Here is a 13653-nt window from a genome sequence, read left to right as displayed (position 1 = left end):
ATGACCCTATCATACAACTGTGGTGGAATGAAAGGGGAAAAATGGGTCTGAATCCTCCACTTCTATTTAAGTGTAAGTGGTTCTCGTACCCTATTAGATTGAGCGCAACAACAAATAAGGTGGTAACAGAGCTTTGCTGAAGTGTAGAATCCCAATTCTGCTCCCTTGCCGCTTTTTCAGGCACTCAATGAAGCACAAATTTATTATTAAAGTGCATTTAGCAACTTACAGATTCAGTGCATAGAAGTAACCGGATAACAAGAATTGAGACTGCTTGGACACAGCAATCATTGTCAATGCTATCCTAGTCTTGCAACTATCTCCTCTAGCTTTACTTCTTAGCTCACTGCCTTAATGATGACTATTATACCATTGAGGTGTTTTCATCCCATAGCACAAAGCTAGAGGTAGTTTCGCCCAATCATAATAAATATATAAGACACTTTAGGAGAAGAGTAACGCATGGGCAAGGTAGTCGGCATCGACTTGGGTACAACCAACTCAGTAGTCGCCGTTATGGAGGGTGGCAAGCCGGTGGTGATTGCCAATGCAGAAGGAATGCGAACAACCCCCTCCGTAGTTGGCTTTAGCAAAGAAGGCGAAAGGGTAGTTGGACAAATGGCACGCCGCCAAACCGTCCTCAATCCCCAAAATACCTTTTTTGCAGTGAAACGCTTCATTGGGCGGAAATATGCCGAACTTAGTCCAGATTCTAAGCGTGTACCCTACACCATCCGCAAAGATGAAGTAGGTAATATTAAAGTCGCCTGTCCTCGTCTCAATAAAGATTTCGCCCCAGAAGAAATTTCGGCAATGGTGCTGAAGAAATTAGCAGACGATGCTAGTCGCTATTTGGGTGAACCAGTTACAGGGGCAGTGATAACAGTCCCCGCTTATTTTAACGATTCTCAACGGCAGGCAACCCGCGATGCTGGCAGAATTGCTGGTTTAGAGGTGCTGCGAATTCTCAATGAACCGACTGCTGCATCTTTGGCTTACGGATTAGATCGGGGTGACACGGAAACTATCTTAGTTTTTGACTTAGGTGGCGGTACTTTTGACGTGTCGATTTTAGAAGTAGGCGATGGGATATTTGAAGTCAAAGCTACTAGTGGAGATACGCAACTTGGTGGTAATGACTTTGACAAAAAAATAGTAGATTGGTTAGCAGAGCAATTTCTGGAAACAGAAGAGGTAGACTTAAGACGCGATCGCCAAGCTTTGCAACGTCTGATGGAAGCTGCGGAAAAAGCTAAAATAGAACTTTCTGCTGTCAGCGTCACCGATATTAACTTACCCTTCATCACCGCCACGGAAGATGGCCCCAAACATCTGGAAACTCGTTTAACTCGTTCCCAGTTTGAAGGTTTGTGTGGTGATTTGGTGGGGCGATTGCGGACACCGGTGAAACGCGCCCTCAAAGATGCCGGACTCTCACCTAGAGACATTGAAGAAGTAGTGTTAGTTGGCGGTTCTACACGGATGCCAATGGTGAAGCAGCTAGTGCGGGACTTGATTGGTACAGAACCCAACGAAAACGTCAACCCCGATGAAGTAGTGGGAGTGGGTGCAGCAATTCAAGCCGGAATTCTCGCCGGCGAACTCAAAGATGTGCTGCTTTTGGATGTCACACCCCTTTCTATGGGATTGGAAACCATCGGCGGCGTGATGAAAAAACTCATTCCTCGCAACACCACCATCCCAGTCCGTCGTTCTGACATTTTTTCCACGTCTGAAAATAACCAAAATACTGTGGAAGTTCACGTAGTTCAAGGCGAACGTGAAATGGCAGCAAACAATAAGTCTTTAGGACGTTTTAAGCTGTATGGCATCCCCCCAGCGCCACGCGGAATTCCCCAAGTTCAGGTGTCATTTGATATCGATGCTAACGGTATTTTACAGGTAACAGCCCTAGATAGAACCACTGGGCGAGAGCAAAGTATCACCGTTCAAGGCGCTTCCACCTTGAACGAGTCAGAAGTGAATCGGATGATTCAAGACGCTCAGAAATACGCCGATGTCGATCGCGAACGGAAAGAACGGGTAGAAAAGCGGACTCGTTCTGAGGCGTTGATTTTCCAAGCAGAACGGCAACTTAGAGAAGTAGCACTCGAATTTGGTATGCAGTTTGCTCGCAGCCGCCGCCAAAGAATTGATAATATTTGCCGAGATTTAAAAGAGAGTCTGAAGGAAAATAGCGATCGCGGTATCGATCAAGCCTACGCCGATTTGCAAGATGCTCTCTATGAGCTAAATCGGGAAGTCCGCCAGACTTATGCTGAAGATGAAGATGACGATTTGTTAGGTACTATCCGTGACATCTTTACTGGCGGTGATAAGGATAAAGAACGCGAATTTCCTAGAGATACATATCGGGAACGCGATTCATTCGGTAAGGACTACGGCAGAGATTACGGCAAAGACTATGGCCGAGACAATAGCCGAGATAATAGCCGAGACAATAGCCGAGACAGTCGTTCTTCCTCTTATGAAAGCCGTCCTCCACGCAAAGCCCGTCCCAGCTACCAAGATAACTGGGATGATGAAGATGACAATGATTGGTTGTAAGTAGAAGGCAGGAGGCAGGAGGCAGGGGGCAGGGGGCAGGGGGCAGGGGGCAGGAGATAGAAACTCTTTATATCTGATGTGTGAGTCCTGCATTTTTGACCTCACTTACTTGCAACCTGCTGTAAGTAATCTAAAATCTAAAATCTAAAATCTAAATAACTGACTATGCAAAATTTGCCGAATTTCCGCGATTACTACGAGATTTTGGGAGTATCTAAAGACGCTTCTGGTGAGGAAATTAAAAAGGTTTATCGGCGGTTAGCAAGACAATATCACCCCGATCTTAATCCGGGTAACAAAGAATCTGAGGAAAAATTTAAGGATATCGGCGAGGCTTATGAAGTCCTTTCCGACTCAGCCAAGCGATCGCAATACGACCAGTTTAGCCGCTACTGGAAGCAAAAAGGCTTTGCAGGCAACAAACAAACGCCCAAGGCTAAAACTTGGCAGAGTGCTGCTAGCGATCGCAACGGCAATCAGGATGTAGATCCAAGTCAATTCTCCGATTTTGAAAGCTTTATTAATCAAGTTATCGGCGTCAAAAATAAAAGTGGGACAAGTAATTCTAGTAATGGGAATACGAGCGATCCGTTTCGTTCCCCCAGAACCAAAGTTGCCTATACAGTTAACACCCCACCTCGCACTACTCGGCGAGATATAGAAGCCAGATTAACGCTACCACTAGAAAAAGCTTATCAAGGTGGTAATGAACGCATTCGTTTAGAAGATGGGCGATCGCTAGAAGTTGATATGCCTCCAGGTATGGTAACAGGTCAAACCATCCGTTTGCGAAATCAAGGCGTTGGTGGTGGCGACCTATACTTAAAAATTACCGTTGAACCTCATCCATTATTTAAGTTAGAAGGTTCAAATATCCTCTGCCAAGTACCGGTTACTCCCAGCGAAGCAGTTTTAGGAGGACAGGTAGAAGCACCCACTCTTGATGGGCCTGTAAAAATGACCACCCCTCCCGGAGTTAGGTCAGGTCAAAAATTTCGACTAGGTAATAAAGGCTATCCCAGTGATGACGGTAAACGTGGCGATCAATTAGTAGAAATTCAAATAGTTACACCGAAAAATATTAGTCAAGAAGAACGGGAACTTTACGAAAAGTTACGGCAAATTGAAACCTTTAAACCCCGTGCTGATTTAATCCGTTAGGGATATAGCCCACAGGATGTACTTCATTTGTAGTATAAAAAGCAATACAAAAATCTGGAATTAGCTACTGATTTTTCTAAATACAAATACTTAAGAAAAATGAGACATTGAAGTTGACAAACAACGTCACAAGTATCAATAACTATTCTAGAGTTGGAATTTTTTACATCCTATATTTTAGAGCAATACAATTCAGATAAGACCAAAACACTTGTAGAGACGGCGATTTATCGCGTCTCGAAAACCCAAAATTTTGCCAGTGGCCCTTAACTGAACCGGATTGTATTTTAGAGGAAAAAAATGATAATATTTAGCGCAGCTTCATCAAGAATTGGTATGAGACCTAATTCTTTTCATTGCCATTTCTAAACTTAATTTCATTCGTCTAAAAGCTTTGACAAGATTCCCAATTTCATCATTAGAAACCTGCTCAAAGTCAACTTCTAAATGTCCTGTACTCACTTCTTCAGCAATACGAGTTATCCGCTTAAGAGGAAGAATAACTTGTCGATTCAAAAAGATATTAACCAAAAGGATTACCACTATAAAAATAGCAGAGACAAGTCCTATTATTAATAAAGAGGATTGATGAGCTTTTTCGATGATTTTACTTGCTGGTAGAGACACAAATTGAGCTGCTACAATTTCATTTAAGTGCCAACCAAATCCATTGACTGCTCCAAAAAGGTCAATCATAGTTTTTGGAGCAGTCTCAGGAGTATTATGACACTGAAGACAAGCTTTTTGGCTAATTGATAGCGGACGGGAAATGTAAAATATTTCGCCACTAGGAAGTGAGCGAAATCCATTCACCTGTTTTAAATCTTTTTCTTTTCTAAAACGCTCTAAAATGTTTGCTTCAAAACTATCAGCTTTATCCCGAAGATTTGTAGGATTTGTTGCTGCTTCTTTATAAAAGAAGTCCCGATATTCTGGTTTTTTTCGTAGAATTTCAAAAACTTCTCGTGCTGAGTATGCGGATACAACTTGGGGCAGAAACTTCTCTTCCAGTTTCAAAGAGAGTTCTGGATAGATTTGGATAAGTGTGTACTCACGTATAGAAGTCATTGTGTCAATGAGTGTTAAAGCTCTTGAGGCTATTTCATTTGTCGCATTCTGCCTCAGCAATGCAGAAAGAGCTAACCCACTTGAACTCATACCTACTACAAGAATTACGAGTAGCAAAATTGTAAATTTTTGTCTCAGTTTTAAGTTTTTTAACATGATCCTAGAGTAGGTGGAAATAAAAGTACAAGAGTTATGTCTTATCTATAAGGACAGGTTGAGGTGGATTTTCATCGAGGAATGTAAATAACTACAAAACAACTTTGTAGGGTTCCAGATTCAGGTTCACATTTTTTTAAAAAAGTAGATGCCTTGCGGGGAGACAAAATACCGTGAAAGGGGTTCACTGTGCCGAAACGGAAAAATTGTCCGTTAAGGAATTGGGTAAACCACGACCGAGCAGATTTGTTGCGCGGATTTCAAAAATCAAATATTAGTCCAAAATATCCATGTATCCTCAATATCTCGCGCTGCTTAAGTAGAAATCCGAAATCGACTAATAGACGGGAGCATCCCAAATGTGCAAAAACCTTGATAGCCCTCACCCCCAGCCCCTCTCCCAAAGATGGGAGAGGGGCTGGGGGTGAGGGAAAAGATTTAAGCTTGCATTGGGATGCTCCCCTCATAGAGAATCGCTGTTAGCCAAATTCCAATTCACAAAGGATTTAAAATATAAAAAATATCTTTGAGCAAAGTGACTCAAACAGCCGTGAATCACAATGGGGCAATGCCACAAAGCAGTAAACCAACTTATTACTCCCTGCTAGGACTGCATCCCTCGGCATCGGTAATCGATATTCGTCGCGCTTATCGGGAACTGAGCAAACGCTATCATCCTGATACTACAGACTTGCCGACTGCGATCGCCACTTCCAAATTTCAGCAAATCAACGAAGCCTACGCCACTCTTAGCCATCCAGAACGGCGCTTCGGCTACGATTTAAAAATTGGCTATTCCCGGTTTGGAGTGATTCAACCACCCCCTGACTTGAATCATCCCGGATCGCGTTCTCATGACTGGTCAAAGTCAGCTTACCTCGATGCTAGCGATCGCCCCTTATCATCTGGCGAAATTTTTGCTTTATTTATGCTGATGTTAACATTTGTAGGTTGTCTGTTATTAGCAGTTGCCATTGGTTTAACTCGTGGTGATGCTGCTTTTCAAACCCGTTTGCTACAGTCAACTCCATCAGTACAACAGCAAATTAACTATGTATCGCAACTAATTACCCTTATGGTAATTAAAAATTAAAAAATTTCCTAATCCAAAATCCAAAATTCCTATGCCTCTTCTTCCCTCTGATACGCCCTTATATAATCATCCTCTGCCACAAATTGAACAGTGGCTAAAAGACCAAGGTTGTAAACAAGACGAAACACAGAGGCATTGCTGGCATGTGCAACGGCCTAGTTGGCAAGCTGAACTATGGCTCGACGTTGAGCAAATTGTTGTGCGATATGTCCAATCTGGGGAAAATGGACAAGATATCCAACGGTCATTCAAATATTCTCTCAGTCGGGATGATGTAGAACAAGCTGTGTTTTCTGGCCCATAAGGAAGTGCTGAGTACAATTCACCAACAAAGTGCGTAGTTTACCGCACTTCGGCAAGCTCAGTGACCACCGTAGGCATCGCTAATCTTCTAAAGTAGGTGTAGCTGACAAAAGCGATTACCTCATCCTCTACATGCCCATAGGACAAGATGTGGAGATTTTTCGTGTTGTCAGTGGCTATCGAGATATCAAAGCCCTATTCCACGACTCTGATTGCTGATCCTCCTTGTTAACAAGCCTCGTGGTCATCTCCACCCAACCCACTGAGTCCGAAATTGGCTGTTGGGTTTGATTGTAAATTTAAACTTTCCCAAACCGCCGCTCCCGTTGCTGGTAGGCACACAAGGCGCGGTGAAACTCGGCCCGGTCAAAATCGGGCCAGAGAGCATCAGTAATATAAATTTCTCCATAAGCCATTTGCCAGAGAAGAAAATTTGAGAGGCGCATTTCTCCACTGGTGCGAATTAACAAATCTGGGTCAGTAATTCCGGCTGTGTACAAGTGGCCCTCAAAGACCTGCTGATTAATTTCATCGGGTTGTAGCAAACCTTGCTGGACAAGTTTTGCGATCGCCTGACATGCTTGTAAAATTTCTTGCCGTCCGCCATAATTAGTAGCTACTGAAAACCGAATACCGCGATTATTCTTAGTTTCTTCCATTGAACGGGAAATTTCTTGTTGGAGCGATCGTGGCAAGTCTTGCAAATTCCCTACAAACTTAATTTGAACATTCTCTTCGACCATTTCCCGCAGTTCTTGACGCAAAACTCTTTGAAACAGAGTCATCAAAAAATCCACTTCTTCCTGCGGTCTTTTCCAGTTCTCTGTCGAGAAAGCATAAGCTGTCAGCGCCTGAATTCCCCAATCCTGACAACAGCGAAGTAAATCCTTAAGAGCATCTACCCCTCGCTTATGACCCATAATTCGGGGTAGACCCTGACGTTTAGCCCATCGACCATTACCATCCATAATCACCGCAACGTGCTGCGGCAAAAGTTCTCGTTTTAAGTCAGTAGGCAAATCTTGCAGTTTAGTTTGTTGTGCTGTCATTTTTTATCTCGAGAAGCGGTCGATGGTAATCCGAGTAAACGTGAAACCAGTGCTAGTGTCTTCCCACCTATCTGACGAACAAAACTCAACAGACCAGGAGCAACAGCTTCCCTATCCACGGTTGGTGACAAAAGAGCCTCTAATGACTCTTTTAGTTTCTTAATCGTCAGTGGTCTATTTAGGGTTCCCCGTTCCGCTAAAGAAATGGAACCCGTTTCTTCAGATACGACGACACAAATGCAATTTTCGACCCGCTCAGTAATTCCCATTGCCGCCCGGTGGCGTGTTCCCAACTGGCGCGAGGCTGTGCGTCCCGAAAGTGGCAAAATTATACCCGATGATACGATCCGTGAGCCACGGATTAATGTCGCTCCATCGTGTAACAAAGTTTTTGGCTGAAAAATTGTCTGGATTAGTTCTTTAGAAACCTCCGCATTTAGCTTTACTCCTGGCACAGAAAAATCTCGCTCATCAATTGGCCCTGTGGTTTCCACAATTAGTAAAGCTCCAATCCGGTTTTTTGACAATTCTTTAACAGCCTCAACAATTTCATCAATTACACTATCAGATTTGGGGATTGCCAGCCGATCGGGTTGAAACAACTGGCGGAATTCGCCACGCCCCAATTGCTCCAAAAACCGCCGAAACTCTGACTGTAAAGCAACTGCCATCGCTACAGCACAACCAATCACCAACTTTTCTAGCACAAAACTTAGCAGAGGTAGTCCTAATCTGCCACTTAGTGCTGAGGCTAGCATTAAGATAATGAATCCCCGCACCATCCACAGTGTTCGGCGCTCACTAATAATAACTAGTATCATGTACGTCAGCGCCAGCACTAACACAATATCCAGAGTCCCAAGTAGCAAGGACTGTGACCACCCCAGGTTTATCAGCCATTGCTTCCACCAATCTCTCATGACATCTGGATTACACTTTTGCCTCTAATTTACGGTTGGTCATTAGTCATTTGTCCTTTGTCATTTGCAAATGACTAATGACCAATGACTAATGACTAAGGACAAATAACTAAATTTTCAGCCTTTCTGGTAGGCTATCTTGTCGAATTAAGTCTTGATAAGTTTCACGTTGCAAAATTAAATTTGCTTCGCCATTTGCCACCACAACTGCTGCTGGTCGGGGCAAGCGGTTGTAGTTAGATGCCATACTGTAATTGTACGCACCAGTTCCCATAACTACGAGAATATCTCCTGGTTCAGTCTTTGGGAGTAGTGCATTTTTAATCAGAATATCTCCTGATTCACAATGTTTACCAGCAATTGTGACTGTTTGAGTTAAAGGTGAAGACATTTTATTGGCAACTACTGCCCGGTAAACTGATTGGTAAGTAATCGGGCGAGGATTATCAGACATTCCCCCATCGATCGCTACGTAGGTACGAATTTCTGGAATAACTTTGGATGAACCAATAGTATAAGCAGTGACGCAAGCTGTGGCAATTAGCGATCGCCCTGGTTCACTCAGTAATTTCGGTAAAGGCAGATTTTCGACCGCACAGGCTTCTTGAACAACTTCACAAATTGCCTTCACCCACTCTTCAATGCTGGGGGGATCATCTGATTCTGTATACTTAATCCCCAAACCGCCACCAACATTTAACTCTGTAATATTTAAACCATACTTTCCGGCATCCCGTAGCCATTGCACCATGACAGCAGCCAAATCTTGATGGGGTTGGCGCTCAAAAATTTGGGAACCAATATGAGCGTGTACCCCCACGCAATTAAGGGCTGTTTGTTGACTGACAAACAAAAACACCTCATCTAAATCGTTGGGATCAAAGCCAAACTTGCTATCTAAGTGTCCCGTGCGAATATATTCGTGAGTGTGACACTCGATACCGGGAGTTAGCCGTAGCATGATGCGGATGGGAAGAGGGGATGAGGTAAAATTTTCTCCCCCTGCTCCCTCATCTCCCCCATCTCCCCCATCTCCCCCGGTTACTGAGCGTAGTCGAAGTATGCTCCCCTGCTCCCCTGCTATTTCCACAAGGGTACGCAACTCATACCAGTTATCCGCCACAATGGTGACACCAGACTCGATCGCTAAAACTAGTTCTTCACGAGATTTATTATTGCCGTGGAGGTAAATTTTATTGGGATTAACACCCGCTTGTAGGGCGGTGTAAAGTTCACCCCCAGAAACTACATCGATTCCTAATCCTTCAGACGCAGCGATCGCACAAACTGCTAAACAATTCCAAGCTTTTGAGGCGTACAATACTTGAGATTCGCCCTTGTAGTATTGCTTGAAAGCATCTCGGTATTGCTGACAAGCTGAACGCAGGGTTTCTTCATCTAAAATATATAAAGGTGAACCAAATTGCTTAACTAGGGTTGTGACATCACATCCACCAATTTCTAGGGAGTCATGATTATGAACTCTAGCAGTTAGAGGTAAAAGTTCCTGATTAGGCGAGGGATTCAGGTTAGTGTCGCGCCTTTTAGGTAAATATTGACTTCCAGAATGTTGAACCCCAGTGGGGTGAGTCGATACCATAAATATAAAAGTTGTCCTTGTTCAAATTATGGGCTTTGAGTTCGTCGCCCGATTCCCAGTTTACCGAAAAGCTGGGTCTAAAGCCCTGTCTTAGAAGGACGGCTTTGATTTGAGGGGTCTGATGTCAAAAAGGGTTTGTAATCTTATTCAATAAATGTGATCTTATTAGACTTAGAAATTAAATTACTGACACCAGATAATCTCAGTGCAATTCTGGAACTAGATCAAGCATGTTTTGGCGGACTTTGGACTCTGGAGGGCTACAAACGTGAATTAGATAGTCCCAACAGCGATTTACTCGGTTTATTTTCCCCTTTCTCCAACATCAGTTTGTTAGGAATGGGTTGCTTTTGGTCAATTTTAGAGGAAGCCCACATTACAATTTTGGCGGTTCATCCCCAATATCACCGTCAAGGTTTGGGTGCGGCTTTACTATATTCACTCATTAAGACAGCTTGCGATCGCGGAATGGAGCGAGCTACCCTCGAAGTCCGGGCTTCTAACTTGGCGGCAATATCTTTATATCAAAAATTTGGCTTCAAAACAGCCGGACGGCGGCGGGGTTACTACCAAGATAACGGTGAAGATGCGCTAATCCTTTGGCTCCCAGATTTACAACACTCCAAATTTCCAGCAACTTTAGACCAGTGGTATTCTACAATCAGCGATCGCCTTCGCAAATCCTCTTGGCACTTGCTTTTAAACTAATTCGTAATTCCTAATTAGGGCTTGGGATCAGCTTCAGCAAAAAAATGTAACTTTGCTGCGACTAAATTTATTTAAATATTTTATATGAAAAATGATTTTTATAAGTAAAAAATATATAAAATATTTTTGCTTGATATTAAAAAAGATATATGTTAAATATAAATGTTTGGAATTGAGTAAAGAAACCCCTAATCTAAGCAGTCAGCTATTTGTAATAAATCCCAAAAACGCTGGTGAACTAAAGCTCCTCAGTACACTAGCCACATAAAAGTAGTCAATAGTTAACAATTAGCCCATCAACCCAAGTCATAGCTTCAGGATGTCTATAATCTGTTATACAGGCATCCAAAAGCTTTGCCTGTGCTAAAATCAGCATACCGGCACGACCGCAGGTGATGGGAAAAATGCCATGTTTGAACGCTTCACAGAAAAAGCCATTAAGGTAATCATGCTGGCCCAAGAAGAGGCCCGCCGTTTAGGTCACAACTTTGTCGGAACCGAGCAGATCCTCTTGGGTCTGATTGGCGAAGGCACTGGTGTAGCCGCCAAGGTGCTGAAATCAATGGGCGTCAATCTCAAAGATGCCCGAATTGAAGTTGAAAAAATTATAGGACGGGGATCAGGCTTTGTTGCCGTGGAAATTCCGTTTACGCCACGGGCAAAGCGAGTTCTAGAACTCTCTTTGGAAGAAGCACGCCAACTGGGGCATAACTACATTGGCACCGAGCATCTGCTGTTGGGCCTAATCCGCGAAGGGGAAGGCGTCGCAGCCAGGGTGCTAGAAAACCTCGGTGTGGATCTATCTAAGGTAAGAACCCAAGTCATCCGCATGTTGGGAGAAACTGCCGAAGTTTCACCAGGCGGTTCATCCGGGCGCACAAAAACCCCGACTCTGGATGAATTTGGCTCAAACCTGACCCAGATGGCGATCGACAATAAGCTCGATCCAGTGGTGGGACGCGCCAAGGAAATTGAGCGGGTGATTCAAATATTGGGTCGCCGAACTAAAAATAACCCAGTGCTGATTGGGGAACCAGGAGTTGGCAAAACTGCGATCGCTGAAGGTTTAGCTTCACGCATTGCCACCAAAGATGTCCCTGACATCCTGGAAGATAAGCGCGTCGTCACACTGGATATTGGTTTGCTCGTAGCAGGAACCAAGTACCGGGGTGAATTTGAAGAACGCTTGAAAAAAATCATGGATGAAATCCGCTCGGCGGGTAATGTCATTCTCGTGATTGATGAGGTACACACCTTAATTGGTGCGGGTGCAGCAGAAGGTGCTATTGACGCAGCGAATATCCTCAAGCCAGCTTTGGCTAGGGGTGAGTTGCAGTGCATCGGCGCTACAACCCTAGATGAATACCGGAAGCACATCGAGCGAGATGCAGCCCTAGAGCGGCGTTTCCAACCAGTAATGGTTGGCGAACCTACAGTTGATGAAACAATTGAAATTTTATATGGTCTGCGCGAACGCTACGAGCAACACCATAAACTGAAAATCTCCGACGAAGCATTAGTAGCGGCGGCGAAGTTATCAGACCGTTACATTAGCGATCGCTTCCTCCCAGATAAAGCCATCGACTTAGTTGATGAAGCTGGTTCTAGGGTGCGCTTGATTAACTCCCAACTGCCACCCGCAGCCAAAGAGTTAGACAAAGAACTGCGTCAGATATTAAAAGAAAAAGATGACGCGGTGCGCTCTCAAGACTTTGACAAAGCTGGGGAACTGCGCGATCGCGAAATGGAAATCAAAGCCGAAATCCGAGCGATCGCTCAAAGCAAGACCAACGCAACTGGCACAGAAGGTGAAGAACCTGTAGTTACAGAAGAAGACATTGCCCACATTGTCGCTTCCTGGACTGGGGTACCGGTGAACAAACTCACCGAGTCTGAATCTGAAAAGCTGCTGCACATGGAAGACACCTTGCATCAGCGTTTAATCGGTCAGGATGAAGCTGTGAGAGCAGTTTCACGGGCAATTCGTCGCGCTCGTGTCGGTTTGAAAAATCCCAATCGACCCATAGCTAGCTTTGTCTTCTCTGGACCTACGGGTGTAGGTAAAACCGAGTTGGCGAAATCCTTAGCTGCTTACTTCTTCGGTTCCGAAGAAGCGATGATCCGCTTAGATATGTCCGAATACATGGAGCGTCACACCGTCAGCAAGCTGATTGGTTCCCCTCCAGGTTATGTTGGCTATAACGAAGGTGGTCAGCTAACCGAAGCCGTGCGGCGGCGTCCTTACACCGTGGTGTTGTTCGACGAAATCGAAAAAGCACACCCCGATGTATTCAACATGCTGCTGCAAATTTTGGAAGACGGTCGGTTAACTGATGCCAAAGGTCGCACGGTGGACTTCAAGAACACCTTGCTGATTTTAACTTCCAATATTGGTTCTAAGGTAATTGAAAAAGGCGGTAGCGGTATCGGCTTTGAATTCTCCGGAGAAGATGCGAGCGAGTCAACTTACAACCGGATTCGCTCTTTGGTGAACGAAGAACTCAAACAGTACTTCCGTCCAGAGTTCCTCAACCGACTCGATGAAATTATCGTCTTCCGTCAGTTGAGTAAGCCAGAAGTGACCCAAATCGCCGAAATTATGCTCAAGGAAGTATTTGGTCGTCTGACTGAAAAAGGTATCACCTTAGAAGTCACAGACCGCTTCAAGGATCGGTTGATCACTGAAGGTTACAGTCCCAGCTACGGCGCAAGGCCATTACGTCGGGCAATTATGCGCCTGTTAGAAGATAGCCTAGCAGAAGAAATTCTGTCTGGTCGCATTAAAGATGGCGATACTGCCGTTGTTGATGTCGATGAAAATGGCGTTGTGCAAGTTAGTTCTCAACAGCGTCGGGAATTGTTACCCCAAGGTGTTGAGTAAGATTTAGGGTTTGGGATTTAAATCTCAAATAGAAAATTAGAAAACGGTAGAGTATTTATTGCTCTACCGTTTTTTTCGGTCTGCGTTAGTATACAGCATCTACAGCTGTTATGAGGTACAGTAGCAGCAACTAGCAAACCAGTTTC

The 13653-nt window shown here is 44.2% G+C and carries 10 protein-coding genes; 6 read left to right on the top strand and 4 right to left on the bottom strand.

Going from position 1 to position 13653, the window contains the following annotated elements; genetic code table 11:
- Positions 1–462: 462 nt before the first annotated feature.
- Both dnaK and HWQ36_RS24585 read left to right on the top strand, forming a co-directional pair.
- On the top strand, positions 463–2568 hold the full coding sequence (gene dnaK / locus HWQ36_RS24590) for a molecular chaperone DnaK (RefSeq protein ID WP_292707524.1): 2106 nt from the start codon (positions 463–465) through the stop codon (positions 2566–2568).
- A 165-nt stretch (positions 2569–2733) separates the two neighbouring features.
- Positions 2734–3729, top strand: coding sequence for a J domain-containing protein (locus HWQ36_RS24585; RefSeq protein WP_292707521.1), 996 nt, complete (start codon positions 2734–2736; stop codon positions 3727–3729).
- Between the two features lie 324 nt (positions 3730–4053).
- Here the strand turns inward: HWQ36_RS24585 and HWQ36_RS24580 are convergent, their stop codons facing one another.
- Complete coding sequence (locus HWQ36_RS24580; protein ID WP_292707518.1) at positions 4054–4953, bottom strand: DUF3365 domain-containing protein; 900 nt, start codon at positions 4951–4953, stop codon at positions 4054–4056.
- A gap of 568 nt (positions 4954–5521) precedes the next feature.
- Between HWQ36_RS24580 and HWQ36_RS24575 the strand changes: the two genes are divergently transcribed.
- Together HWQ36_RS24575 and HWQ36_RS24570 are read left to right on the top strand one after the other, a co-directional pair.
- Complete coding sequence (locus HWQ36_RS24575) at positions 5522–6046, top strand: J domain-containing protein (protein WP_292707737.1); 525 nt, start codon at positions 5522–5524, stop codon at positions 6044–6046.
- A gap of 31 nt (positions 6047–6077) precedes the next feature.
- Positions 6078–6350: a DUF3143 domain-containing protein gene (locus tag HWQ36_RS24570; RefSeq protein ID WP_012412225.1), complete on the top strand. Its 273-nt coding sequence runs from the start codon at positions 6078–6080 to the stop codon at positions 6348–6350.
- A gap of 298 nt (positions 6351–6648) precedes the next feature.
- On the opposite strand, the gene HWQ36_RS24565 is transcribed toward HWQ36_RS24570, so the two are convergent.
- From HWQ36_RS24565 to lysA, 3 genes are all read right to left on the bottom strand, one after another.
- The gene (locus tag HWQ36_RS24565) at positions 6649–7398 is read right to left on the bottom strand and encodes an isoprenyl transferase (protein ID WP_292707512.1); all 750 of its coding nucleotides are present in this window, start codon (positions 7396–7398) and stop codon (positions 6649–6651) included.
- Positions 7395–8318, bottom strand: a complete 924-nt coding sequence (gene cdaA, locus HWQ36_RS24560) for a diadenylate cyclase CdaA (protein WP_292707510.1) — start codon at positions 8316–8318, stop codon at positions 7395–7397. The genes HWQ36_RS24565 and cdaA overlap by 4 nt, the downstream gene beginning before the upstream one ends.
- 109 nt (positions 8319–8427) lie before the next feature.
- Positions 8428–9918 carry a diaminopimelate decarboxylase gene (lysA, locus tag HWQ36_RS24555; protein WP_292707507.1) on the bottom strand — a complete coding sequence of 497 codons (1491 nt, stop codon included), beginning with the start codon at positions 9916–9918 and terminating at the stop codon, positions 8428–8430.
- Positions 9919–10074: 156 nt separating this feature from the next.
- Here lysA and rimI point away from each other — a divergent pair, with 156 nt between their 5' ends.
- A complete protein-coding gene (gene rimI / locus HWQ36_RS24550; RefSeq protein WP_292707504.1) occupies positions 10075–10626 on the top strand; it encodes a ribosomal protein S18-alanine N-acetyltransferase in 552 nt (183 codons plus the stop codon).
- 409 nt (positions 10627–11035) lie between these two features.
- Positions 11036–13507 (top strand): ATP-dependent Clp protease ATP-binding subunit, encoded by a 2472-nt coding sequence (locus tag HWQ36_RS24545; RefSeq protein WP_292707502.1) that lies wholly within the window; start codon positions 11036–11038, stop codon positions 13505–13507.
- Positions 13508–13653 lie beyond the last annotated feature (146 nt).

This window comes from Nostoc sp. NMS2, assembly GCF_017115105.1.
Classification (GTDB): Bacteria; Cyanobacteriota; Cyanobacteriia; order Cyanobacteriales; family Nostocaceae; genus Nostoc.
This window is presented reverse-complemented; position numbering and strand designations above follow the sequence as displayed.

Bases quoted from the DNA above. Each gene is read 5' to 3' on its own strand.
- HWQ36_RS24545 (WP_292707502.1), top strand. From the start codon at position 11,036: ATGTTTGAACGCTTCACAGAAAAAGCCATTAAGGTAATCATGCTGGCC.
- HWQ36_RS24570 (WP_012412225.1), top strand. From the start codon at position 6,078: ATGCCTCTTCTTCCCTCTGATACGCCCTTATATAATCATCCTCTGCCA.
- dnaK (WP_292707524.1), top strand. From the start codon at position 463: ATGGGCAAGGTAGTCGGCATCGACTTGGGTACAACCAACTCAGTAGTC.
- lysA (WP_292707507.1), bottom strand. From the start codon at position 9,918: ATGGTATCGACTCACCCCACTGGGGTTCAACATTCTGGAAGTCAATAT.
- HWQ36_RS24565 (WP_292707512.1), bottom strand. From the start codon at position 7,398: ATGACAGCACAACAAACTAAACTGCAAGATTTGCCTACTGACTTAAAA.
- cdaA (WP_292707510.1), bottom strand. From the start codon at position 8,318: ATGAGAGATTGGTGGAAGCAATGGCTGATAAACCTGGGGTGGTCACAG.
- HWQ36_RS24580 (WP_292707518.1), bottom strand. From the start codon at position 4,953: ATGTTAAAAAACTTAAAACTGAGACAAAAATTTACAATTTTGCTACTC.
- HWQ36_RS24575 (WP_292707737.1), top strand. From the start codon at position 5,522: ATGCCACAAAGCAGTAAACCAACTTATTACTCCCTGCTAGGACTGCAT.
- HWQ36_RS24585 (WP_292707521.1), top strand. From the start codon at position 2,734: ATGCAAAATTTGCCGAATTTCCGCGATTACTACGAGATTTTGGGAGTA.